The following is a 22,789-nucleotide window of genomic DNA, read 5'->3' as shown; positions in this document are numbered from 1 at the left end:
TTGTAACTGGAGTTCCGCTTGAACAATCAGTGGTTTTCGAAATTTGCCGTGTGGCTGGTCATCGCCATGGTGTTGTTCACGGTATTCAAACAGTTTGATACCCGAGGCAGCGCCGGTGCGACGACGGTGGGCTATTCCGAATTTCTGGATGAAGTTCGCAATAACCGTATCAAGAGTGCCGTGATCCCCGAGGGGCTGAGCGGCGGCGAAATCATCGCCACCACCACCGATGATCGAAAGATCCGCACCAATGCTTCCGTGCTGGATCGCGGACTGGTGGGTGATCTCATTGAGCACAAGGTCAAGTTCGATGTGAAGCCTCGCGAAGAGGGTTCCCTCTTGATGACGTTGCTGGTCAGCTGGGGGCCAATGCTGTTGTTGATCGGCGTATGGATCTACTTCATGCGCCAGATGCAGGGCGGTGGCAAGGGTGGTGCGTTCAGTTTTGGCAAAAGCAAAGCCCGCATGCTCGACGAAAACACCAACCAGGTCACCTTCGCGGATGTGGCTGGCTGCGACGAGGCGAAGGAAGAGGTCAAAGAAGTTGTGGACTTCTTGAAAGACCCGCAAAAATTCCAAAAGTTGGGTGGTCGTATTCCACGCGGTTTGCTGCTGGTGGGCCCTCCGGGCACCGGTAAGACTTTGCTCGCCAAGTCCATCGCCGGTGAAGCCAAAGTGCCGTTCTTCAGTATCTCGGGCTCTGATTTCGTGGAAATGTTCGTCGGTGTGGGGGCTGCCCGCGTACGCGACATGTTTGAAAACGCCAAGAAGAATGCGCCCTGCATCATCTTCATCGATGAAATCGATGCCGTAGGTCGCCAGCGTGGTGCAGGCCTGGGTGGCGGTAATGATGAGCGTGAGCAGACTCTGAACCAGATGCTGGTCGAGATGGACGGTTTCGAAACCAACCTCGGCGTGATCGTCGTGGCTGCGACCAACCGCCCCGACATTCTCGATGCTGCATTGCTGCGCCCAGGCCGTTTTGACCGCCAGGTCTATGTCACGCTGCCTGACATTCGGGGTCGTGAGCAGATCTTGAACGTGCACATGCGCAAGATTCCACTGGGCCAAGATGTGGCTCCTGCCATCATCGCCCGTGGCACGCCCGGTATGAGCGGAGCCGATTTGGCCAATCTCTGCAACGAAGCTGCCCTCATGGCTGCGCGTCGCAATGCGCGCACGGTGGAAATGCAGGACTTTGAAAAGGCCAAGGACAAGATCCTCATGGGGCCAGAGCGCAAGAGCATGGTCATGCCAGAGGAAGAGCGTCGCAACACGGCTTACCACGAGGCGGGCCACGCGCTGATCGGCAAGTTGCTGCCCAAGTGCGACCCCGTGCACAAGGTCACCATCATTCCCCGTGGTCGAGCCCTGGGTGTGACGATGAGCTTGCCGGCTCAGGACCGCTACAGCTATGACCGCGAGTACATGCTCAACCAGATCAGCATGCTGTTTGGTGGTCGTATCGCCGAAGAAGTGTTCATGAACCAGATGACCACTGGTGCCAGTAACGACTTCGAGCGAGCCACCCACATCGCGCGTGACATGGTGACCCGTTACGGTATGACGGAAGCGCTGGGCCCCATGGTCTATGCCGAGAACGAAGGCGAAGTGTTTCTGGGTCGCTCGGTAACCAAGACCACCAGCATGAGTGAGCAGACCATGGAAAAGGTTGATAGCGAGGTGCGTCGCATCATTGACGAGCAATACAACCTTGCCCGCCGCCTCATTGAAGAGCACAGCGACAAGATGCATGCCATGGCCAAGGCCCTGTTGGATTGGGAAACCATCGACAGCGAGCAACTGGATGACATCATGGCTGGCAAAGAACCGCGTCCTCCGAAGGACTGGACGCCCCGCACTCCCTCCTCGGGTGGTGATGGATCTGGAGGCGGAACTCCCGCCGTAGCGGCAGACACGGCACCCACCGTAGCCTGATAGGCTACTGAAACCAAGAACGGGGCTTTTGCCCCGTTTCTTTTTGACTGTTTCATTACAGTCGTGAACGCATGAACTGGCAAACTTCCCGCTTCTCCATTGCTCTGAATCGCCCCTTGGTCATGGGTATCGTCAACGCGACGCCTGACTCTTTTTCGGACGGGGGGCGTTACGCGCAGTCCGCTCGGGCGTTGCAGCATTGCGAGCAATTGATCAAGGACGGCGCTGATATCTTGGATATCGGAGGCGAGTCCACACGCCCCGGCAGTCCAGCAGTGGGTTTGGAAGAAGAGTTGTCGCGGGTATTGCCTGTGGTGCGCGGTGCGGTCTCGATGGGCGTTCCCGTTTCCGTTGATACCTACAAGCCTGAGGTGATGCGGGCTGTGCTTGACCTGGGCGCCGACATCATCAACGACATCTGGGCGCTGCGTCAGCCGGGTGCACAGGCGGTCGTGGCTTCGCACCCTGCTTGCGGTGTCTGCCTGATGCACATGCACCGCGATCCGCAGACCATGCAAGCCTCGCCCATGGATGGCGACATTGTTCTTCAGGTGCGGCGCTTCCTGCAGGAGTCTGCGGAGTCACTGTGCGCGATGGGCGTACAGCCAGATCGCATCGTGCTGGACCCTGGAGTGGGTTTCGGTAAAACAGTAGAGCAAAATTTCTCGCTGCTGGCACACCAGGCGGAGTTTTTGGCTGACGGTTACCCCTTGCTGGCAGGGTGGTCGCGCAAATCTTCGTTGGGTGCCGTGACTGGCATGGAGGTCGATCAGAGAATGGTGCCCAGCGTTGCCGCAGCCCTGCTGGCGGTAGAGCGTGGCGCGCACATTGTTCGCGTGCATGATGTTCGGGAGACTGTCGCTGCCCTGTCTGTATGTTCGGCCGCGCGTCCGTCAGCGAGTTTGGCGAGGTGAGGGGACGGCATTGCACAATGCCTTCAAGCACAAGGAAAGCAAAAAATGACACGCAAGTATTTCGGCACTGACGGTATTCGTGGAACAGTGGGCCAGTACCCCATCACCCCAGATTTTGTATTGCGGCTCGCCCACGCTGTGGGCCGTGTACTGCGCCGTACGGAAGAGCGCCCAACGGTGCTGATCGGAAAAGACACCCGTATTTCTGGCTACATGCTGGAAAGTGCTTTGGAGTCTGGATTCAACTCCGCTGGCGTGGACGTCGTGTTGCTGGGGCCGTTGCCGACCCCAGGAGTTGCCTACTTGACGCGTGCGCAGCGTGCAAGCCTGGGTGTGGTCATCAGTGCCAGCCACAACGCCTATCCAGACAACGGTATCAAGTTCTTCAGTGCCCAGGGCACCAAGTTACCCGACGCTTGGGAGCTGGATGTAGAGGCTGCGCTGGATGAGGCGCCTGTTTGGGCAGATTCTTCCAGCCTGGGCAAGGCGCGCCGACTGGACGATGCAGCAGGGCGATATATCGAGTTCTGCAAAAGCACGTTTCCTCAAGACCTCACCCTGAAGGGTCTCAAAATTGTGGTGGATGCCGCGCATGGCGCTGCGTACCAAGTGGCACCCAAGGTGTTCCACGAGTTGGGTGCCGAGGTGATCTCCATCGGCTGTGCACCCGATGGCTTGAACATCAACCACGAAGTCGGCGCCACCCACCCTGATGCACTCGTACGCTCTGTGCGCGCGAACCATGCCGATTACGGTGTGGCACTGGACGGAGATGCCGACCGACTGCAGATGGTGGACGCCACGGGGCGGCTTTACAACGGTGACGAACTGCTCTACTTGATGGCTGCTGACCGTATGGGGCGTGACGAGCACGTGCCAGGGGTTGTCGGTACATTGATGACGAACATGGCGGTTGAGGTCGCGTTAAAGCAACGTGGCGTCCGTTTGGAACGAGCCAAGGTGGGTGACCGCTACGTTTTGGAAGAGTTGGCCAAACACCGTTGGATTCTGGGCGGTGAAGGCTCGGGCCACTTGCTGGCTCTGGACAAGCACACCACCGGAGACGGCTTGGTGAGTGCCTTGCAGGTACTGCAGGCCTGCGTTCGTAGCGGCAGCAGCCTGCCCCAGCTTTTGCGGGAGGTTGTCCTCTTTCCGCAAGTGCTTCTCAACGTTCGACTCTTGCCTGGTCAGGACTGGAAGAACAACCCATTGCTATCTGCTGCCATTCGAGAAGTGGAAAACGAATTGGGCGAGTCAGGGCGGGTTCTGATTCGTGCCAGTGGAACCGAGCCCCTGCTGCGCGTAATGGTTGAGGCGCGTGATGCGGAGCAGGCCAACCGCTGCGCTCAGAAACTCGCCGATGCGGCGAAGGCCGGGTGAGTGAGCTGGACTGGGATACGCACTGGGTATGCGCTGCTGGACGGTTGGACTTCGCGGCCGCGCTCGCATAGCACGTGGTGACCATCTACCGCTAAAGCAGTATTGCAATGCTTCAGGGATGACCACCGACCGCGTGAAAATTCTCGTCTTGCTGTAGGGCCTGTTGAGAATCATTCTGAGAGGTGTGAAAGGATGTGATGCAATAGGCGCATGAGCATTCGATGGGTACTGACAGACGAGCAATGGGCCAAGATGGAGCCTCAATGCCTTGGCAAGCCAAGTGATCCTGGACGCAGCGGCACAGACAACCGCCGCTTCGTTGAGGCAGTGCTGTGGATTGCCCGCACAGGCAGCCCCTGGCGAGACCTGCCGCCAGAGTTCGGCAAGTGGAACACGGTGTTCAAACGCTTTAGAGACTGGGTTAAGGCCGATGTGTTCCAACGTCTGTTCGATGCAGTGAGCGAGCAGCCGGACATGGAATATGCGATGGTGGATGCCACGATTGTGAAAGTGCATCGGCACGGCCAGGGGGCAAAAGGGGGACTTCGGGCCAGGCCATAGGCCACTCGAGGGGCGGCATGACCACGAAGATACTGGCGCTGACGGATGCATTGGGCAATCTGGTGAAGTTCGTCTTGATGCCAGGGCAGCGCCACGACACCAAAGGGGTCAGAGAGCTGATTGCCGATGTGCGCTTTGATGCCTTGCTTGCCGACAAGGCCTTCGATGTGAATTGGCTGATCCAGGAGTTGGGTAAGCGCGGGGCGCAGGTGGTGATCTCACAGATGCCCCGCAGGAGAGCGCCACTGGAGATTGACCTGGAGGTCTACAAATGGCGCCACTTGATCGAGAACTTCTTTTGCAAGCTCAAGGAGTTCAAACGTATCGCAATGCGCAGCGACAAGACGGATAGCAGCTTCGCAGCGATGATCTATCTCGCAGCTGGGGTTATCAACTCCCGTTGATTCTCAACACGCCCTAGTCGGCAGTTTCCCTCCTGCTCACGGTTCAGTCTGTCATCATTCCGCCTCGATATTGCAACAGCGATGTCACGAGGCTCTTTCACACTCAAGTTCAGACATGTCAGGTTGGTGCTCCAGCCTGGCTTCAGATTCTTGGGTCGAACGAAGGAGCCTACTCATGCAAGAGCCCTCACTCAAAGGCTTATTGTCTATTTCAGATACTGCCACCAGTGGCTCCGTTTCTTCCTCTGGATCCAGTAGTGCCACATGGGGTATCGCAAAGCCTGCGTCTGCGGGCATCCAGGTCCGGTGGGCCCGTCACCTTGATGAGGTGAGGCAGGCTCAAAAGCTGCGTTTTGAGGTCTTCGGTTTGGAAATGGGGGCTCGGCTGTCCACCACCGTCCCGGGGCATGACATTGATTTGTTTGATGACTTTTGTGAGCATCTGCTGGTGCTTGATGAAGCCAGCCAGGCGGTGATTGGAACCTACCGCGTCTTGACTCCAGCGCAGGCTCAGCGGGTAGGCAGCACTTACAGCGACACCGAGTTTGATCTGACACGCTTGCGCAGTCTACGTTCCCGGATGGTAGAGCTCGGGCGTAGCTGTGTGCATCCAGACCATCGCCATGGGGGTGTCATCATGGCTTTGTGGGGTGCGCTGGCTGACTTCATGGTTCGCAACCAACTGGACACCATGATTGGGTGCGCCAGCATTCCCATGCTGCACAACGGTGTGGTCAGTGGGGATGTGGCCGCTAGCATCTGGCACCAATTACGCCAAACGCATCTGGCCCCCATCGAATACCACGTTCGGCCTCGCCTGCCTCTGCCGGTGGAGCGGCTTGACAGCTCCATCGCCACAGAACCCCCCGCATTGATCAAAGGCTACCTGCGTCTGGGCGCTCGTGTGCTGGGGGCTCCTGCCTGGGACCCCGATTTCAACACCGCCGATTTGCCCATGCTAATGCGCTTGGGCGATCTGCATCCCCGGTATCGCAAGCACTTTCTGGGTGCTTGATGCGTGCGCCCTGGGATTTGCAGGGTGGCTGGGATTCGGGCATGGCATTTCGGCAGCACCAGCTCCCGGAAGAGTCAAGCAAAGAGTGCGAATCAAATCCCCGATATCGGGCCGTGTTCATCTCAGACTTGCACCTGGGAACGCCTGGCTGTCAGGCGGCAGCATTGCTTGAGTTTTTGCGCCACCACACTTGTGATTCTCTGTACTTGGTGGGAGATATCGTGGATGGTTGGCAGTTGCGCCGTCGCTGGTTTTGGCCGCAGTTGCATAACGACGTCGTACAAAAGTTGCTCAGGCAAGCTAGAAAAGGCTGTCGCATCGTGTTTGTGCCCGGAAACCACGACGAGTTTGCGCGTGCGTTCGAGGGGCACTCCTTTGGCGGCATCCAGGTGGTCAACGAAGCCGTACACACCACTGCCGATGGGCGCAGCCTGTGGGTCATCCATGGCGATTATTTTGATGGGGTAATCCAGTGTGCGAAGTGGCTGGCCTATCTCGGTGACAACCTGTACGAGTTTTCTCTCAAGCTGAACCGTTATTTCAATAGCTTGCGAGCAAGGGCGGGCTTACCTTATTGGTCCTTGTCTGCGTACCTCAAAGGCAAGGTAAAGAAGGCGTTGAACTACGTGACCGATTTTGAGGAAGCCGTGGCTGCCGAGGCGCTTCGCCGAGGGCACCAGGGTGTCGTTTGCGGCCATATTCACCGCGCGGAGATGCGCGAAATTGGCGGTGTGCTCTATTGCAATGATGGTGACTGGGTCGAGAGCTGTACGGCTTTGGTAGAGCACCGTGATGGACGCCTGGAGTTGGTGCATTGGCATCAGCACCTGGCGGGCGGATTCACAGCCCCTGTGGGGCAAGGGGTGTCGGTATGAAAATCGCTCTGGTCACAGACGCATGGATGCCCCAGGTCAACGGCGTGGTGACCACGCTGGTGGAGTTGGTGCGACAGCTACAGCAGCGTGAGCATGAGGTGCTGGTCATTCATCCGGGTCTCTTTCGTACGCGCCCATGCCCAGGCTACGCGGGAATTGATCTTGCCGTGCGACCGTTCAAAAAATTGGCAATCCAATTGAAGGAATGGCGCCCTGATGCCATCCACCTGGCCACAGAAGGACCCTTGGGGTGGGCCGGGCGCAAGTACTGCATACGCAACGGGCTTTCGTTCACCACGGCTTTTCACACCCGATTCCCCGAAATTTTGCACGCTGCTTTGCGGATTCCGCTTGCCTGGGGCTATGCGTTATTTCGACACTTTCACCGCCCGTCTGCAGGGGTTATGGTTCCCACACGGGAGGTAATGAGCATGTTGGCGCGGCGCGGCTTTCGCCACTTGCGTTCATGGACGCATGGGGTAGATACCCAGTTGTTTCCTTTTGAGCCAGCCCCTAAGGTGTCTACGTTGACTGGGCCGCTCGCACATCCAGTGTGTTTGTATGTCGGGCGGGTTTCGTACGAAAAGAACATTGAAGCTTTTTTGCAAATGGAGATGCCCGGTACGAAGGTGGTGTGTGGTGTGGGGCCGCTCGAAGCAGGGTTGCGTGCCCGATACCCGCACGTCCGGTGGCTGGGAATTCTTGATCGGACAGCGCTGGCTGAGGTGTACGCGAGCGCCGATGTCTTCGTCTTTCCGAGTCGGTCTGAAACCTTTGGCTTGGTGATGCTGGAGGCCATGGCCTGCGGAACGCCCGTGGCAGCTTTTCCCGTAGAAGGGCCCAGGGAAGTCCTTGGTGCTCACGAAGGCACCAAGCCTCAGGGTGGGGTGTTAGACGAAGACCTGCTTCAAGCATGTCAACAAGCGCTGCGAGTACCGCGCCATGAAGCCCGTCAGCGTGCCATGCATTTCACCTGGGAGACTGCGGCAGAGCAGTTTTTGGATCATCTCGTGCCAGCAAATGGTTTTGTGACATCTAAAAAATTCGTCACAAAACCTGTCACACCCTTGTCATCTGAATAGCCAATACTGCACTGGATTGACTGCTTTCGATTACCTTCGCCATGCTTCCTCTGCCCTTGGACAAGCCCTTGAATAAACCCAGAGACAAAGGTGAGGTGGAAGCAGGGGGGTCGAGCGATGGAGGTATGCCGGCGGCCAGCCGTAAAGCTTCCGATCTTTTGCCTGTGCTTTTGGATCGGGATCAGAGCATTCTGGCGTTCAATGAACGTGTCTTCGATTGGGCAGCGCGTGCCGACGTGCCGCTTTTGGAGCGGCTGCGTTATCTGTGCATAGTTTCATCCAACTTGGATGAGTTTTTTGAGGTGCGGGTGGCCCCGCATGTCACGGCGGCCAAGACCGGTGACACCAAAGGCATCTACAGCCCGGCTTCTCTGGAGTCGCTTTCGGCAGCTGTTCACCAACTGGTCATGCGTCAATATGCGCTGTACAACGACGTATTGAGCCCGTCGTTTGCGGCCCACGGAATTCGCATCGTTCCCCACGGGGAGCGCAGCGCAGTGCAGCGGCGGTGGGTGCAGGAGTACTTTCAAAAAGAGGTACGTCCTCTCCTGATTCCAGTGGGGCTGGATCCCGCCCATCCTTTCCCGCAGGTTGCCAACAAGTCCTTGAATTTCATTGTGCGCCTGCGAGGCCCTGATGCTTTTGGGCGCGAGAACGAGGTCGCCATTGTGAAGGTGCCTCGCTCCCTGCCGCGGCTGGTCCGTCTGCCTGACAAGGTGACACCGACTGGCATGTGCTTTGTCAGTCTGTCCAGCATCGTGCGCGCCCATCTGGATGATTTGTTCCCTGGCCGTGAAGTGACCGAGTTTTCACAGTTCCGTGTGACCCGTCATTCAGACATGGCGCTGGACGAAGAAGACGTGCGCAACCTGCGAACCGCCTTGCGGCAAGGGCTGCAGCAACGGCACTACGGTCAGGCCGTGCGCCTGGAAGTGTCGGCAGGCTGCTCCGCCTTTTTGTCAGACTTTTTGCTAGAGCAATTTGCGCTGCCACCAGCTACTCTGTTTCGCGTCCCTGGGCCTGTCAATCTGGTGCGGCTGAGTCAGTTGGTGGATTTGGTCAACGATCCAGCATTGCTGTTCCCGCCCTGGAGCGCTTCATGGCCTCGCCAATTGCAATCGGGCGTGTCTATTCTGGAGCAATTGCGTCAGCGGGATGTGCTTATCCACCAGCCCTTCGAGAGCTTTGACGGGGTGCTGGCGTTCCTTCGCGAGGCGGTGAACGACCCCCATGTGCTGGTGATCAAGCAGACGATCTACAGAACGGGTGCTGATTCCGAACTGATGGAGTTGCTGGCGGAAGCGGTGCGCAGGGGCAAGGAAGTCATGGCGGTGGTGGAGCTCAAGGCGCGTTTTGACGAGGAAGCCAACATCAACTGGGCGGAGGCGTTGGAGTCGGTTGGCGCCCAGGTGGTCTACGGTGTCGTCGGGTTGAAGACGCACGCCAAGATGCTGCTGGTGACCCGCCGCGAGGGCAACCGTTTACGCAGGTATGGGCACCTATCTACCGGCAACTACAACGTGCGCACGGCGCGTCTGTATACGGATCTGAGCTACTTGACGGCCGATGAGGAAATCACTGCGGACATGGATGGCGTCTTCAGCCATCTGGCCAGTCAGAATCGTCCGCCCAAGTTGCGCCAGCTGATCTTGGCGCCTTTTCATCTGCAGCGGCGCATGCTGGAAAAAATTGATCAAGTGGCCCAGGCAGCCAGCCGTGGCGAGGATGCGCGCATAGTCGTCAAGATGAACGCCTTGACGGACGAGGCCTTGATCCGTGCTTTGGTGAGGGCAGGGCAATGCGGCGTCCGCATTGATCTCATTGTGCGGGGCGCCTGCATGCTGGCCGCCCAGGTTCCGGGCCTGACCGAAAACATCCGCGTGCGATCCGTGATTGGCCGCTTTCTTGAGCATACCCGGGTGTTCTATTTCAGGGTGGCTCAGCAAGAAGACCTGTACCTTTCCAGTGCTGACTGGATGAACCGCAACATGATGCGGCGGGTGGAGCTGGCGTGGCCTGTCAACGATCCAGCCTTGCGCCAGCAGATCATTGACGAGTGTTTGGTGGCCTATTTGCACGATGACCGCGATGCCTGGACACAGGCGGCCAATGGTGTGTACCAACGGGCGCCACATCCCACGACAGGGCGCGGGGCGCAGAACGCGCTGATGGGGCGCTATGGCCCTGCAGCGTCTGCTGCAGCATGAAGGAGCGCGAATGGACCTGATTTTGTGGCGCCATGCCGAAGCGGAAGAACTGGGTGAGGGCATGGATGACCTGACCCGTGCGTTGACCCCTCGCGGTGAAAAGCAGGCGGCGAAGGTGGCGGCTTGGCTGGATCGGCAGTTGCCAGAAGGCCTGAGGGTCATTGCAAGCCCTGCACGCCGTACGGAGCAAACCGCGGCCGCACTAGGCCGTAAATTCAAAATGCGTGCAGAACTGTTGCCAGGTGGCACCGCGCAAGACCTGCTCGACTTGGCCCAGTGGCCCAACGCCCGGGGCTCGATTCTCATCGTGGGCCATCAGCCTATGCTCGGGCAGGTGATTGCGCAGTTGCTGGGCATGCAAGCGCCAGAATGCGCTGTGCGAAAGGGGGCGGTGTGGTGGCTGCGCCAGCGGCAGCGCCTTGAGCAGAGCCAGACCGTGCTGATGACAGTGCAGTCGCCGGAGTATCTTTGAGTGCAAAGGGCCCGGAAAGACCTCAAAGGCCGGTGAGTCCTCTTTTTCGCCCAACGCCCGTCAGTGCGTGAACAGGACTGGAGTGCCGGGCCAGCTTTTTAACTGGCCCAGTCCAGCCCTTGTTACTTCGAGCGCGCTTTGGATGTAGCCTTGGCTTTGGCGGCTGCCTTGCCAGGCTTGACTTGCGCTGTGGCCTCTGGCTCTTTGGTAGGGCGACCGGTCTTGATGGATGGCACAGACTCCAGTGCGGTAAACAGCGCTGTGTCTGAAAGGCCTGCCAGCAGCTTCAGTCCAGCGCGAAGCAGTTCGCTTTTTTTGACGGGGCGGGAAAGACGCACTGCGCGCTCTTTCAAAGCATCGATGACCGCGTATTCGTCTTTGGGAATGGTGAAGCTGTCCCGCACTAGCTTGGGCTTCTTGGCTTTCACATCCTTGGCAGGACTTTCCTTGGCTTCTACCGACGGCTTCTTGGCGGTAGTCACCTTGCTGCTTGCTGCTTTGGTAACTTTGGGCTGCGTGGTGACCGGTGAAATGTGCTTTGGCTTGGCCGCAGCGACGGGCTTCGCCACCTTGACGGGCTCCTTGTCAGCAATTGCGGGTGCTGTCGCAGGCGTAGTAGTCATCTTATTCTCCTTAAACGGTATAAACAGTTTATACCGTTTAAAGCTTCGCATCAATCAGCCTGCACGCGCAGCTCCCACGGCGTTTTTTGCCAGGCCACCATTTCTTCCTGCAACAAATGCGCTGATTGCGGGAATGCCTGGGGCCATCGCGAAGGTATCTTCAGGGTGAAGGTCCCTGGCTCCATGAGCAACTGCATCTCTGTGATGTCGGGCGCGCGCCTGGCGTGGCACAGCGCTACTGCCAGTCGCAGGCAGATCAATTGCAAAGCAAAGGAGGCGTCCGAAAGATCTGCTTCCAGCTTGCGCACCTTGCCGCGCTGCCCCAGCACCAGGATGCCCAAACGGTGCAGTTCCGGCAAGGCAAAGCCTGCCGCATCGGTGTTGTCCAGGATGTAAGCGCCATGCCGGTGGTAGTCGCTGTGCGAAATACGACACCCCACTTCGTGGAGCTTGGCTGCCCACTCCAGTTTTCTTTCGGCCCTTTCGCTGCCTGGGGCGGCGGCTTGCCTGAACAGCGCGCAGGCCGTGGCTGCCACGCGCTCAGCATGGGCGGTGTCTACTGCGAATCTCTGCATGAGCGCATTCACGGTGGCGGTGCGCAGGTCTGTTTCCGGTTGCTCGCGATCCAGCAAGTCGTAGAGTGCGCCTTGGCGCAATGCTCCTTGAGCCACTTGCATTTCTTCGATTTCGAGCAAATCAAACACGGCGCGGAGCACACTGATACCCCCGCCAATCACCGCGCGTCGATCGTCTTTTAGCCCTTCCAAGCGCACGCGGTCGGCACTTTGGGCGCGCAGGAGCTTTTCTTGCAGAGCATTCAACCCCGCTCGGGTGATCAGTCCTTTGGGGCCACCCATGGCCGTCAGGATGTCCCCAACCGCACCTGCTGTGCCCGAAGATCCATAAGCAACCTCCCAGGCATCTCTTTGGAAAACGGAAAGTGCTTCGTCCATTACCGCCTTGGCAGCAATTTCTGCAGCCAGGAAGGCCTGCGGGGTGAATGCTCCGTCAGGAAAATACCGCGAAGACCATGCCACGCTACCCACTCGGTAGGATGCAACGGCATTGGCTGAGAACTGCTGTCCCAGAATGAACTCCGTGGAGCGTCCCCCGATGTCCACCACCAGACGGCGTTCGTCAGACTGGGGCAGCATGTGGGCCACCCCTTGGTAGATCAGGCGTGCTTCCTCCACACCCGAAACCACATCAATCGGGTAGCCCAGAAGGGCGCTGCCGCGTGTCAAAAATTCCTCGCGATTGCGTGCTTCGCGCAGGGTTTGCGTGGCCACGGCCCGGACATGCTCCCGGGGAAAGCCTGCCAGTCGCTCCGCGAACCTTGCGAGGCATGCCCATCCACGCTCCATGGCTTCTTGCGTCAGGTTGCGGTTTTCATCCAGTCCGTTGCCCTGGCGAACGGTTTCCTTGAGGTATTCCACACGTTGTATGTGACCGTGCTCGAAGCGGCCAATTTCCAGGCGAAAGCTGTTGGATCCAAGATCCACAGCGGCGAGCAGTGTTCCGTTTTGCATGGGGTGGCGCAGTGCGCGAAGTCTCTCTGGCGTTGATGTCAGCCAGCATAGCACCTGGGCTATACGAGCTTCCCCGGCTCAGCCCACGATGCGGCCGTCAGACGACAGCATGCTTTGGGTGACAAATGCTGCCGAGCGTTTTTTGTCTTGGTAAGGGGGTATCCACCCGCCCACATTGAGTGCTTTACGCTGCTGCAAGGCAGCCAGAACATTCGCCCTGGTAAGAGGTGCTGTCATTTGTTGCAGCACCTCCGCCGTGTACCGCGCTGCAATAAAGCCTGCCAAGCCTTGGGGCGAGGGGGGTTCGTCGTACAACTTGGCCAGCGCTTCGCGGTAGGCGCGTACCACGGGCAGGCTGGCCGAGACCAGAGGAACGGCTTGCGTGGCGATGATTGACACCCGCTTTGGCAGGTTGCCCATCTGTGCCAGCACCTGCAGATTGACGTCGGCCAGCGCAATCACGTAACACTGCCGCCCTGCTGGCAATTTCAGTTGCCCCACAAAAGCATGCAGTTCTGGGGTTCCCCCGACAAAGAGCACGATGGGCTGCGTCAGTTGAGCTGCGCTGTGGACGCGCTGGACCTTGACAGACTGCTCCTGCGCCGCCTGCCGAACGGCTGCCTGCGCCAGGGCTGTGTCCTGGCCTGTCGCATAGGCCACGCCCAGTTCTGGTACGCCCATGGAGGCCAGAGACTTCAATGCATGGGTGATTTGGGCCCTCAGGTCGGCAAAGACATCGAAAACAGTGTCTGTCGATTTTTCCTCCACGGCCTGGTGCAGCCAGGGGGCAACCAAGGGCAGCGGGGAGGCGGTTTCGCTCGCGAGTTGATGGCGTGCCAACGTCTGCGCCGCTGCGTTACCCACGCAGCCCGACAAGGCAACGCATGAGGCTTGCTGGTGTGCCGTTTTCCATGCCGATTGCAGTTGGGCTGTGGTGCCGTCGGTTTCTAGCACCAGATGCTGCACGGGCTTGCCCTGTACCCCGCCTCGGGCATTGAGGTCCACCCACGCGGCACGCGAACCCGTCAGAAAGTCACGACTGATGTCCTGCTGGGTGGCCGACATATCCACCACCTGCGCCACGGTAATACTGCGGGTGCTATCGCTTTGGCTCCAGGCACTGCTGCCAAAAGTGGTGGTTCCTATCGCCAAAGTGCTGCGCAGCCAGTCTCGTCGTCCCCAAAGGGGTGCGCGGGTGCCTGCGTCTTTTCCCTTGGGTGCGGGGGTGTTCCGGTTGTTCAAGGTTTTTTGCGATGCAGTGTTCTGCGCGACGGCGCGAGGAAGAGGGTGCTCAACGTGGGGCATGGGGTGGCGTGCTTTGGAAGAGCCGAAGGAGGGTTGGGGGGGCACAACGCCTTCCGCTGCGGGAGGGCTTGGCTATAGGCGGCAGGTTAGTGAGGCTTTGTGTCAGTAGCGTGACGCCTGCCGGCTGTGGAAGAGGGCTGACGGTGCTCGGTTGGATAGGATGCAAGCTTTCGAAGGAGGGGGCTGCAGGGCAATATGCGGCAGCGAAAGTTTGTGACATCCATTTTTTGTGTCACAACACTGTCATAGAGCGCTCCTAGAGTACGGATATCCCAACTTACCTACTCAAGAGGTTTATCCATGAAACTGTCCGCGATTCGAGTTCTGGTTGCCGGTGTGGTTGCTGCAGGAGCTTTTTCCAGCGCATTCGCGCAACAAGAGGCAACAGGCGCGGGAGCCAGCTTTCCTGCCCCTCTGTATTCCAAGTGGGCCTCTGATTACAACAAGGCCACCGGTGTGAAGATCAACTACCAATCGGTGGGCTCTGGTGCTGGTCTGCGTCAAATCGAGGCGAAGACAGTGGACTTTGGCGCCTCTGACGCTCCTCTGACGGACGAAGACCTGAACAAGAAGGGCCTGGTTCAGTTCCCTACGGTGATCGGTGGTGTTGTGCCTGTGGTCAACATCAAGGGCATTGCTCCTGGTCAGATCAAGCTCAGCGGCCAAGTGCTGGGTGACATTTACCTGGGCAAGATCAGCAACTGGAGCGATCCAGCGATCAAGGCGCTTAACCCTGGCGTGGCTCTGCCAGACGCTTCGATCGCTCCGGTTCGCCGCGCTGACGGTTCCGGCACCAGCTTCATCTTCACGAACTACCTGAGCAAGGTAAACGCTGAGTGGAAGTCCAAAGTGGGTGAGGGCACGGCTGTGAACTGGCCTACCGGCGCGGGTGGCAAGGGCAACGAAGGCGTGGCTGCATTTGTGGGCCGTCTGCCCAACTCCATTGGCTATGTGGAGTACGCATACGTCAAGCAAAACAAGATGACTTACGTGCAGATGCAAAATGCTGAAGGCCAGTTTGTTTCGCCTGATGACTCCGCATTCAAGGCTGCCGCTGCGGGCGCTGATTGGGCCAAGAGCTTCTATCAGATCCTGACCAATCAGCCTGGCAAGGAATCGTGGCCCATCACTGGTGCTACGTTCATTCTGATGCAGAAGTCACAAGAAAAGCCTGTGCAAGCTGCTACATCGTTGAAGTTCTTTGAATGGGCTTACAAGACAGGTGACAAGACAGCTTCTGATCTGGACTATGTGCCCATGCCTGACAGCGTGAAGGAAGCCATCCTGAAGTCCTGGACGGCCATCCAGGATACTTCTGGCAAGGCTATCGCTTACAAGTGATCTGTGCGGGCTGGCTGGGCATTGAGCCCGGCCAGTCCCTTGATTGCGTTCATAGAAGGCTCTCAACGTGTCCACTATCTTGCCGGTCCCGCAAACCCCCCCGTCTCAGGCGGAACGTGGTGCTCAACGGACCACTCCACCCCGCCCACGCCCCCTGATTTCCGGCATGCTGGCCGACCGCATTTTTGGCTGGTTGGCCCGTGGCGCTGCCGTGCTGACCCTGTTGTTGCTGATTGGCATTCTTGTCTCGTTGGTGCTTGGGGCCTGGCCATCGATTGAAAAATATGGTCTGAGCTTTTTGACCCGAAGCGTCTGGGACCCCGTACAAAATGAGTACGGCGGCCTGGTGATGATTTACGGCACCCTGGCCACCTCGGCCATTGCCTTGCTGATTGCGGTGCCGGTGAGTTTCGGCATCGCGCTTTTCTTGACAGAACTTTCGCCCGCCTGGCTCAAGCGCCCCTTGGGTACAGCCATTGAATTGTTGGCGGCGGTGCCCTCCATCGTGTATGGCATGTGGGGGCTCATGGTGTTTGGCCCGATTCTGGCGCGTTTTGTGCAGCAGCCATTGCAAGCCGCTTTCAGCGGCATTCCGTATTTGGGTGCTTTTGTGTCTGGCCCACCGGTGGGCATCGGCATTTTGTCGGCCGGCATCATTCTGGCCATCATGATCATCCCCTTCATTGCGTCAGTGATGCGTGATGTGTTCGAGGTCACGCCTGCGCTTCTCAAAGAATCTGCCTACGGTCTGGGTGCTACTACCTGGGAAGTGGTGTGGAAGGTGGTGCTTCCCTTCACCAAGACTGGCGTGCTCGGCGGCATCATGCTGGGGTTGGGGCGCGCATTGGGTGAGACCATGGCCGTGACGTTCGTCATCGGCAATATGAACCAGCTCGATTCCTTGTCGGTGTTTGAAGCCGCCAACAGCATCACGTCGGCGCTGGCCAATGAGTTTGCAGAAGCTGGCGAGGGCCTCCACCAGGCCTCGCTCATTTACCTGGGTCTGGTTCTTTTCTTCATCACCTTCGTGGTGTTGTCTTTGTCAAAGTTGTTGCTCTCGCAGCTCAAGAAGGGTGAAGGGGCGCGCTCATGAGTACTTCTCAACGCCTGATTTCTGCGGCAGAGCTGTCGCAAACGCGCTTGGCTCGCTATAACAGCCGCAAGCGTGTCAACCAGATCGCCTTGACCTTGTCGCTGGCCGCCATGCTGTTCGGCGTGTTCTGGCTGGTGTGGATTTTGTGGGAGACGATTCGCCTGGGTCTGGGTGGTCTGAGCGTGGCGCTGTTCACGCAGATGACGCCGCCCCCCAATGAGGTCGGCGGTATCTCCAATGCGATCTTCGGCTCCGTGGTCATGGTGTTGCTGGCCACATTCGTGGGCACGCCCATCGGCATCATGGCCGGCATCTACTTGGCCGAGTACGAGTCGCGCAGCTGGCTGGCGGCCACGACCCGGTTTGTGAACGACATTCTGCTGTCTGCTCCCAGCATCGTGATCGGTCTGTTCGTCTACGCCGTGGTGGTGGCCCGTTTCAAGAGCTTCTCAGGCTACGCAGGCGTTCTCGCCTTGGCGCTGATCGTGATTCCGGTGGTCATCCGCACCACCGAGAACATGCTGTTGCTGGTGCCTGCCAGCCTGCGCGAAGCGGCTTACGCCCTGGGCACACCCAAGTGGCGCGTCATCACCATGGTTACCTTGCGTGCCGCTCGCGCTGGCGTGATCACCGGGGTGTTGCTGGCTGTGGCACGCATTGCGGGTGAAACAGCGCCTTTGCTGTTTACGGCCCTCAACAACCAGTTCTGGAATGCTGACCTGTCCAAGCCCATGGCCAGCTTGCCGGTCACGATTTTTAAATTTGCGATGAGCCCGTATGAGAACTGGCAGGAACTGGCATGGGCCGGCGTGTTCCTGATCACGGTTGCGGTTCTCGGTCTCAACATCCTGGCGCGCGTCTTGACCCGCCAGAAATAAACAAGGAAGACATTCATGCCCTCCACCATCCAAGCATCCGCTCCCGCCAACGCCAAGATCACGGTACGTGATCTGAATTTCTATTACGGCAAGTTCCACGCCCTCAAGGGCATCAACCTGGACATCCCCGAAAACAAGGTCACGGCTTTCATTGGCCCATCGGGCTGCGGCAAGTCCACCTTGCTGCGTACGTTCAACCGCATGTTCGAGCTGTACCCCGAGCAGCGCGCTGAAGGCCAGATCGTACTGGACGGCGAAAACCTGCTCACCAGCAAGCAAGACGTAGCTCTGGTGCGGGCCAAGGTGGGCATGGTGTTTCAGAAGCCCACCCCGTTCCCCATGTCCATCTACGACAACATTGCGTTTGGTGTGAAGCTGTTCGAAAGCCTCAACGCCACCGACATGGATGACCGCGTGGAGTGGGCCCTGCGCAAGGCGGCACTGTGGAATGAAGTGAAGGACAAGCTCAACCAGAGCGGCTCCAGCCTCTCGGGCGGCCAACAGCAGCGCCTGTGCATCGCGCGCGGCATTGCCATCAAGCCCGAAGTGTTGCTGCTCGACGAGCCTTGCTCGGCGCTGGACCCGATCTCTACCGCCAAGGTGGAAGAGCTGATTGCCGAGCTGAAGAACGACTACACCGTGGTCATCGTGACGCACAACATGCAGCAAGCTGCGCGTTGCAGCGACTACACCGCTTACATGTACCTGGGCGATCTGGTGGAGTTTGGAGAAACAGAGCAGATGTTCTTCAAGCCCCAGCGCAAGGAAACCGAAGACTACATCACCGGCCGTTTCGGCTGAGGAGACACCATGCCAGAAAAACATCTCTCCACCCAGTTTGACAGCGAACTCAACAGCGTTTCTTCCCGCGTGATGGAGCTGGGCGGCCTGGTGGAGTCGCAAATTCGCCAGGCGATTTACGCCTTGTCCCAATTCAGCATGGAAGCCGTGGAACAAGTGGCCACCATGGAGCAGCGTGTGAACGCGATGGAAGTGGAGATCGACCACGAACTCTCCTCCATCATCGCCCGCCGCCAGCCCACAGCGCGCGATCTGCGTTTGCTGATCGCCTTCTCCAAGGCCACGGCCAACCTGGAGCGCATGGGCGACGAAGCGCACAAGATGGCCCGCATGGTCAAGTCCATCATCGAAAGCGGTGCCGCCCGTTCGTTGCCCTCCAGCGACCTGCGCATGGCAGCTGATCTTGCCTCCGGCCTGTTGCGCAAGGCGCTCGATGCCTTTGCTCGCCTCGATACCAAGGCGGCGCTGGACATCCTGAAAGAAGACGACCTCATCGACAAGGAGTTCGACGGGTTTGTGCGCAAGCTGGTCACCTACATGATGGAAGACCCCCGCACCATCTCGGCCAGCCTGGACCTGCTCTTTTTGGCCAAGGCCATTGAGCGCATTGGCGATCACTCGAAAAATGTGGCCGAACTCATCATTTATCTGGTCAAGGGCAAGGACGTGCGCCACGCCGCGATGAACGATATTGAATCGGCTGTGCTGCAGTAAGGGAAGGGCGTCGCCATGAAGAAAATGCCCCGGGTCTTGATCGTTGAGGATGAACCCGCCATTGCCGAGCTGATTGCCGTGAACCTGCGGCACAACGGGTTCCAGCCCATCTGGTCGGAAGATGGCGAATCGGCCCAGCGCGAGCTGGACGCCGTGCTGCCCGACGTCATCCTGCTGGACTGGATGCTGCCCGGCCAAAGCGGGTTGCAACTGGCCCGCAAGTGGCGTGCTGACAGCCGTCTCAAGCCCATTCCCATCCTGATGCTCACCGCGCGCGGCGATGAACCCGACAAAGTGGCTGGGCTCGATGCGGGTGCGGACGACTACATCACCAAGCCGTTCTCTACGCAGGAACTGCTTGCCCGCATTCGCGCCGTGCTGCGCCGCCGTGCGCCTGAGCAGGTCAACGACAGTGTGACGATTGGTGAGCTGGTGCTGGACGCGGCCACCTACCGCGTGACTTACCAGGGACAGCCCCTCAAGGTGGGCCCCACGGAGTTCAAACTGCTGCACTTTCTGATGAAGCACTCCGAGCGTGTGCACAGCCGTTCACAGTTGCTCGACAAGGTGTGGGGCGACCACGTCTTCATTGAAGAGCGCACGGTGGACGTTCACGTCAAGCGTCTGCGCGAGGCCCTGGGTGCCGCAGGGGCCATGGTGGAGACGGTGCGGGGCGCGGGTTACCGCCTGACCGCCCAACCCCAGGCGTTATTGCGCGCCTGAGCAGGCCCAGCGGCCTTTGTTGGGGTGCTTCATCACCACGGTTGGGCGCATGGCTTGCCAGGGGCATGGCCTCTCGGCGCGGTGGTGCTTGCGGGCCTGAGTATTGGACGGTGGAAGCGCCCCTGTAGAGGTTGTGCGTATTTTTGAGAAAGCTGTGCGTCCCCCATGTTCTGGCGTTTCGTATTTTTTCTGACTTGGCAGCTGGCAGGTGGTGCTTTGGGCTGGTGGCGCGCGGGGCCTTGGGGTGCGGCCCTGGGGGCTGCCGTGGCCGCATGGGCCTGGTTTTTGTGGGACTTGTCGCGCGGCGCCCGGGTGCTGCGGTGGCTGCGGACGGGTGACTTGGCTACGGCGCCCTCCATGCGCGGCATGTGGGGTGAGGCTGCAGACCGCGCTCGCCGCTTGCTGCGCCAGAGCGAGGCCAAGGAGCAAGACAGCCACAGCCGCTTGCAGGAGATTCTGGCGGCCCTGCAGGCCACGCCCAACGGGGTGGTGCTGCTCGACAGTGAAGGCCACATCGAGTGGTGCAACCAGATTGCTGCCAGCCAGTTTGGCATCGACGCGCAGCGCGATGTGATGCAGTCCATTGGCAATCTGGTGCGCGATCCTGACTTCAGCGCCTACTACGCGGCGCATGATTTTTCTCATGACGTGGTGCTGCAGGGGCGCGACAGCAAGCCTTCCAGGCCCGTGCGCATTTCGGTGCACCTGCATCCGTATGGCGACGGGCGCAAGCTGCTGCTCTCACGCGACGTCACTGCGCTGGAGCAGGCTGACGCCATGCGCCGCGATTTCGTGGCCAACGTGTCGCACGAGATTCGCACCCCTTTGACGGTGCTCATCGGCTTCATCGAAACCCTGCAGACGCTGCCGCTCTCTCCGCAGGAGCGGGCCCGCTACCTGGGCATGATGTCGCAGCAAGCCTCGCGCATGCAAAGCGTGGTGCAGGACTTGCTCACGCTATCCCGGCTGGAAGGTAGCCCGTTGCCGGGCATGACTGAATGGACGCCCGTGCTGGCGCTGATGCAGCGCTGCGAGGACGAGGCGCGTGGGCTTTCCGCATTGCTCACACAGAGCCAGGCGCGCCCGCATGTGCTGGAATTTCCGCCAGCCGAACAGTTGCGTGCGCTGGGAGAGATCGCTGGCGTTCCAACAGAGCTGCAAAGTGCGCTGTCCAATCTCATCAGCAACGCCCTTCGCTACACACCTGCGGGTGGCACCATCACCGTGGTCTGGGAGCGGGCCCATGATGGAGCGGCGCGGTTTTCCGTGCGCGACACGGGCCCGGGCATCGCGCCTGAGCACATTCCGCGTTTGACGGAGCGCTTCTATCGCGTGGACCGCAGCCGCTCCCGCGAAACGGGTGGCACGGGCCTGGGGCTGGCCATCGTGAAGCATGTACTGCAACGCCATGGCGCATCGCTCGATATCACCAGCGAGCTGGGCAAAGGCTCCACCTTTACGGTCACCTTCCCCGCCAACCGCCTACGCTGATGCGTGGTGCGTTGAACGCGCTGCTGCTTTGGCCAGCATCACCATAAACGCCGCTGCGGTGACGAGCAGTGCCAAGGCACTGCACGCCCAAAACGCAGCGGGTGATGCTGCCATGCTGCTCCACACCCCCGTGTCGCTGTAGGCCACCAGGTAGCCGCCGCCTAGCCCCAGCCCCCACAGCAATACGCAATACACCACCAAGGGGGCGACGGTGATGCGATAGCTTCGCAGCACGAAGACGCACAGCGTTTGCGACGCATCTGCCAGGTGATAGGCCGCCACCCACAGCAGCAGCCCTGACGCCACACCGACCACGGCGGGGCTGTCGGAATAAACAGACGCAACTTCCTGGTTTGCTATAAATAATATAGCTGCTAGCGCAATTCCAGTAAGCGCTGCAAGCCTAAAACCTATATAAACCACGCGCTGCGCACGCAGAGCCTGGCCAGCGCCCAGCCAGTAACTCACGCGGGTGCTGGTGGCGATGGCCAGCGACAGCGGCACCATGTACAGCAATGCGGCCATGTTGGCGGCGATCTGGTGTGCTGCGGCGGCCGTGGTGCCCTGGCGTGCAATGAACAAGGCCATCAGCGTGAAGGAAGTGACTTCCACCATGATGGCCAGCCCCGCAGGCACGCCCAGTTGCAAAAAGCCGGACAGGGTTGGGGCATGGGGCCGCTCCAGCGGGCGCCAGAGCTGCAAGGGGGGGTAGATGCTTTGGGTGCGCAGCAGCCATACCGCCAACGCCAGCATGGTGTAGTTGACCAACAGCGTGGCCCAGGCGCAGCCCACTACGCCCTGTGCGGGCAAGCCTGCGCCGCCCAGCGTGAACCAGATGGACAAAGGGACCTTGATGAACAGCGATGCGACCTGCAGCCAGGTCACCAGCTGGGGTTTGCCCAGCGCCTGGTTGAGCGTGCTGTAGACCCGAAACAGCAGTGCTGCGGGCAGCGCAAAGGCCAGTACGGCCAGGTATTGCTCCACCTCGGCACGCAGGGCAGGGGGGATTTCTGTCCAGCGCAGCAGCGGTGCGGGAAACAGCAGTACCGCCATGCCCAGTGCCGACGCCCCCATGCACAGGTAGAGCGACTGCCGCACCGAAAAACCCATGCCCTGCAGATCCCCTGCACCCCGTTGTTGGGCCCACACGGGCATCAGCGCCTGCAAGACACCCATCAGCCCGACATAGATGCTGATGAAGATGGCCGATCCCACCGAAAGCGCCGCCAGCGAGGCTTCTCCATCGCGGCCTGCCACCAAGGTGTCCGTCACGCCAAAGGCCATCACCGCCAACTGGCCTGCCAGCACGGTGGCCGCATGGCGCGCAATGCTGGGCAGATCGGCAGACTGGTCGGTGAGGTGCGGATGGGGCGTTGTCATGCGTTGGTTCAATGGCTGCGCTGGCAGCCCCTTGGTCTGCGGAAGGGCGCGCGTTGGTTGTGT

The 22,789-nt window shown here is 59.5% G+C and carries 20 protein-coding genes; 16 read left to right on the top strand and 4 right to left on the bottom strand.

The window, feature by feature from the left end; translation table 11 throughout:
* The first annotated feature begins 18 nt into the window (after window positions 1-18).
* From ftsH to BDD18_RS03795, 9 genes are all read left to right on the top strand, one after another.
* The gene (gene ftsH, locus BDD18_RS03835) at window positions 19-1,938 is read left to right on the top strand and encodes an ATP-dependent zinc metalloprotease FtsH (protein WP_066788385.1); all 1,920 of its coding nucleotides are present in this window, start codon (window positions 19-21) and stop codon (window positions 1,936-1,938) included.
* Window positions 1,939-2,009: 71 nt separating this feature from the next.
* Window positions 2,010-2,852 (top strand): dihydropteroate synthase, encoded by an 843-nt coding sequence (folP, locus tag BDD18_RS03830; protein ID WP_066788388.1) that lies wholly within the window; start codon window positions 2,010-2,012, stop codon window positions 2,850-2,852.
* 45 nt (window positions 2,853-2,897) lie between these two features.
* Window positions 2,898-4,232, top strand: a complete 1,335-nt coding sequence (gene glmM / locus BDD18_RS03825; protein ID WP_066788393.1) for a phosphoglucosamine mutase — start codon at window positions 2,898-2,900, stop codon at window positions 4,230-4,232.
* Window positions 4,233-4,442: 210 nt separating this feature from the next.
* Window positions 4,443-5,197, top strand: a protein-coding gene (locus BDD18_RS03820; RefSeq protein WP_125958937.1) for an IS5 family transposase whose coding sequence is annotated in 2 segments (ribosomal slippage) — window positions 4,443-4,776 and window positions 4,776-5,197 — 756 coding nt in all. Because the reading frame shifts where the segments join, the coding sequence is not laid out codon by codon here.
* Window positions 5,198-5,372: 175 nt separating this feature from the next.
* On the top strand, window positions 5,373-6,212 hold the full coding sequence (locus BDD18_RS03815; protein WP_082759243.1) for a GNAT family N-acetyltransferase: 840 nt from the start codon (window positions 5,373-5,375) through the stop codon (window positions 6,210-6,212).
* 41 nt (window positions 6,213-6,253) lie between these two features.
* On the top strand, window positions 6,254-7,087 hold the full coding sequence (locus BDD18_RS03810) for a UDP-2,3-diacylglucosamine diphosphatase (protein WP_244939022.1): 834 nt from the start codon (window positions 6,254-6,256) through the stop codon (window positions 7,085-7,087).
* Window positions 7,084-8,169 (top strand): glycosyltransferase family 4 protein, encoded by a 1,086-nt coding sequence (locus tag BDD18_RS03805; protein ID WP_142081484.1) that lies wholly within the window; start codon window positions 7,084-7,086, stop codon window positions 8,167-8,169. Before BDD18_RS03810 ends, BDD18_RS03805 begins: the two co-directional genes overlap by 4 nt.
* Window positions 8,170-8,294: 125 nt before the next feature.
* Window positions 8,295-10,376, top strand: coding sequence for a polyphosphate kinase 1 (gene ppk1, locus BDD18_RS03800; RefSeq protein WP_142082507.1), 2,082 nt, complete (start codon window positions 8,295-8,297; stop codon window positions 10,374-10,376).
* Window positions 10,377-10,386: 10 nt separating this feature from the next.
* Window positions 10,387-10,848, top strand: a complete 462-nt coding sequence (locus tag BDD18_RS03795; protein WP_066695212.1) for a SixA phosphatase family protein — start codon at window positions 10,387-10,389, stop codon at window positions 10,846-10,848.
* A gap of 122 nt (window positions 10,849-10,970) precedes the next feature.
* On the opposite strand, the gene BDD18_RS03790 is transcribed toward BDD18_RS03795, so the two are convergent.
* The 3 genes from BDD18_RS03790 to BDD18_RS03780 all read right to left on the bottom strand — a co-directional run bounded on the left by BDD18_RS03790 (window position 10,971) and on the right by BDD18_RS03780 (window position 14,305).
* Window positions 10,971-11,522 carry a hypothetical protein gene (locus tag BDD18_RS03790; protein WP_338071780.1) on the bottom strand — a complete coding sequence of 184 codons (552 nt, stop codon included), beginning with the start codon at window positions 11,520-11,522 and terminating at the stop codon, window positions 10,971-10,973.
* The gene (locus BDD18_RS03785; RefSeq protein WP_142081482.1) at window positions 11,522-13,000 is read right to left on the bottom strand and encodes a Ppx/GppA phosphatase family protein; all 1,479 of its coding nucleotides are present in this window, start codon (window positions 12,998-13,000) and stop codon (window positions 11,522-11,524) included. Before BDD18_RS03785 ends, BDD18_RS03790 begins: the two co-directional genes overlap by 1 nt.
* 78 nt (window positions 13,001-13,078) lie before the next feature.
* Window positions 13,079-14,305 (bottom strand): ABC transporter substrate-binding protein, encoded by a 1,227-nt coding sequence (locus tag BDD18_RS03780; protein ID WP_082758750.1) that lies wholly within the window; start codon window positions 14,303-14,305, stop codon window positions 13,079-13,081.
* A 300-nt stretch (window positions 14,306-14,605) separates the two neighbouring features.
* Between BDD18_RS03780 and pstS the strand changes: the two genes are divergently transcribed.
* From pstS to phoR, 7 genes are all read left to right on the top strand, one after another.
* A complete protein-coding gene (pstS, locus tag BDD18_RS03775) occupies window positions 14,606-15,646 on the top strand; it encodes a phosphate ABC transporter substrate-binding protein PstS (RefSeq protein WP_066690084.1) in 1,041 nt (346 codons plus the stop codon).
* 166 nt (window positions 15,647-15,812) lie between these two features.
* Complete coding sequence (pstC, locus tag BDD18_RS03770) at window positions 15,813-16,739, top strand: phosphate ABC transporter permease subunit PstC (RefSeq protein WP_244938975.1); 927 nt, start codon at window positions 15,813-15,815, stop codon at window positions 16,737-16,739.
* Entirely contained in the window at window positions 16,736-17,617 is an 882-nt protein-coding gene (pstA, locus tag BDD18_RS03765; RefSeq protein ID WP_044396838.1) for a phosphate ABC transporter permease PstA, read from the top strand. The genes pstC and pstA overlap by 4 nt, the downstream gene beginning before the upstream one ends.
* Window positions 17,618-17,632: 15 nt before the next feature.
* Window positions 17,633-18,418: a phosphate ABC transporter ATP-binding protein PstB gene (gene pstB / locus BDD18_RS03760; protein WP_066694838.1), complete on the top strand. Its 786-nt coding sequence runs from the start codon at window positions 17,633-17,635 to the stop codon at window positions 18,416-18,418.
* Window positions 18,419-18,427: 9 nt separating this feature from the next.
* Window positions 18,428-19,132, top strand: coding sequence for a phosphate signaling complex protein PhoU (phoU, locus tag BDD18_RS03755; RefSeq protein WP_142081480.1), 705 nt, complete (start codon window positions 18,428-18,430; stop codon window positions 19,130-19,132).
* Between the two features lie 15 nt (window positions 19,133-19,147).
* Window positions 19,148-19,855 (top strand): phosphate regulon transcriptional regulator PhoB, encoded by a 708-nt coding sequence (gene phoB / locus BDD18_RS03750; protein WP_044396835.1) that lies wholly within the window; start codon window positions 19,148-19,150, stop codon window positions 19,853-19,855.
* Between the two features lie 165 nt (window positions 19,856-20,020).
* Window positions 20,021-21,346, top strand: a complete 1,326-nt coding sequence (gene phoR, locus BDD18_RS03745; protein ID WP_142081478.1) for a phosphate regulon sensor histidine kinase PhoR — start codon at window positions 20,021-20,023, stop codon at window positions 21,344-21,346.
* Here the strand turns inward: phoR and BDD18_RS03740 are convergent.
* Complete coding sequence (locus tag BDD18_RS03740) at window positions 21,338-22,726, bottom strand: MATE family efflux transporter (RefSeq protein ID WP_142081475.1); 1,389 nt, start codon at window positions 22,724-22,726, stop codon at window positions 21,338-21,340. The two genes, phoR and BDD18_RS03740, sit on opposite strands and share 9 nt — an antisense overlap.
* Between the last annotated feature and the right edge of the window lie 63 nt (window positions 22,727-22,789).

This window comes from Acidovorax temperans (assembly GCF_006716905.1).
Lineage (GTDB): Bacteria > Pseudomonadota > Gammaproteobacteria > Burkholderiales > Burkholderiaceae_C > Acidovorax > Acidovorax temperans.
This window is presented reverse-complemented; position numbering and strand designations above follow the sequence as displayed.

Bases quoted from the DNA above. Each gene is read 5' to 3' on its own strand.
- ppk1 (WP_142082507.1), top strand. From the start codon at position 8,295: ATGCCGGCGGCCAGCCGTAAAGCTTCCGATCTTTTGCCTGTGCTTTTG.
- BDD18_RS03805 (WP_142081484.1), top strand. From the start codon at position 7,084: ATGAAAATCGCTCTGGTCACAGACGCATGGATGCCCCAGGTCAACGGC.
- pstC (WP_244938975.1), top strand. From the start codon at position 15,813: ATGCTGGCCGACCGCATTTTTGGCTGGTTGGCCCGTGGCGCTGCCGTG.
- pstB (WP_066694838.1), top strand. From the start codon at position 17,633: ATGCCCTCCACCATCCAAGCATCCGCTCCCGCCAACGCCAAGATCACG.
- BDD18_RS03810 (WP_244939022.1), top strand. From the start codon at position 6,254: ATGGCATTTCGGCAGCACCAGCTCCCGGAAGAGTCAAGCAAAGAGTGC.
- BDD18_RS03780 (WP_082758750.1), bottom strand. From the start codon at position 14,305: ATGCCCCACGTTGAGCACCCTCTTCCTCGCGCCGTCGCGCAGAACACT.
- BDD18_RS03790 (WP_338071780.1), bottom strand. From the start codon at position 11,522: ATGCGAAGCTTTAAACGGTATAAACTGTTTATACCGTTTAAGGAGAAT.
- folP (WP_066788388.1), top strand. From the start codon at position 2,010: ATGAACTGGCAAACTTCCCGCTTCTCCATTGCTCTGAATCGCCCCTTG.
- phoB (WP_044396835.1), top strand. From the start codon at position 19,148: ATGAAGAAAATGCCCCGGGTCTTGATCGTTGAGGATGAACCCGCCATT.
- phoU (WP_142081480.1), top strand. From the start codon at position 18,428: ATGCCAGAAAAACATCTCTCCACCCAGTTTGACAGCGAACTCAACAGC.
- phoR (WP_142081478.1), top strand. From the start codon at position 20,021: ATGTTCTGGCGTTTCGTATTTTTTCTGACTTGGCAGCTGGCAGGTGGT.
- BDD18_RS03815 (WP_082759243.1), top strand. From the start codon at position 5,373: ATGCAAGAGCCCTCACTCAAAGGCTTATTGTCTATTTCAGATACTGCC.
- pstA (WP_044396838.1), top strand. From the start codon at position 16,736: ATGAGTACTTCTCAACGCCTGATTTCTGCGGCAGAGCTGTCGCAAACG.
- glmM (WP_066788393.1), top strand. From the start codon at position 2,898: ATGACACGCAAGTATTTCGGCACTGACGGTATTCGTGGAACAGTGGGC.
- BDD18_RS03740 (WP_142081475.1), bottom strand. From the start codon at position 22,726: ATGACAACGCCCCATCCGCACCTCACCGACCAGTCTGCCGATCTGCCC.
- BDD18_RS03785 (WP_142081482.1), bottom strand. From the start codon at position 13,000: ATGCAAAACGGAACACTGCTCGCCGCTGTGGATCTTGGATCCAACAGC.
- pstS (WP_066690084.1), top strand. From the start codon at position 14,606: ATGAAACTGTCCGCGATTCGAGTTCTGGTTGCCGGTGTGGTTGCTGCA.
- BDD18_RS03795 (WP_066695212.1), top strand. From the start codon at position 10,387: ATGGACCTGATTTTGTGGCGCCATGCCGAAGCGGAAGAACTGGGTGAG.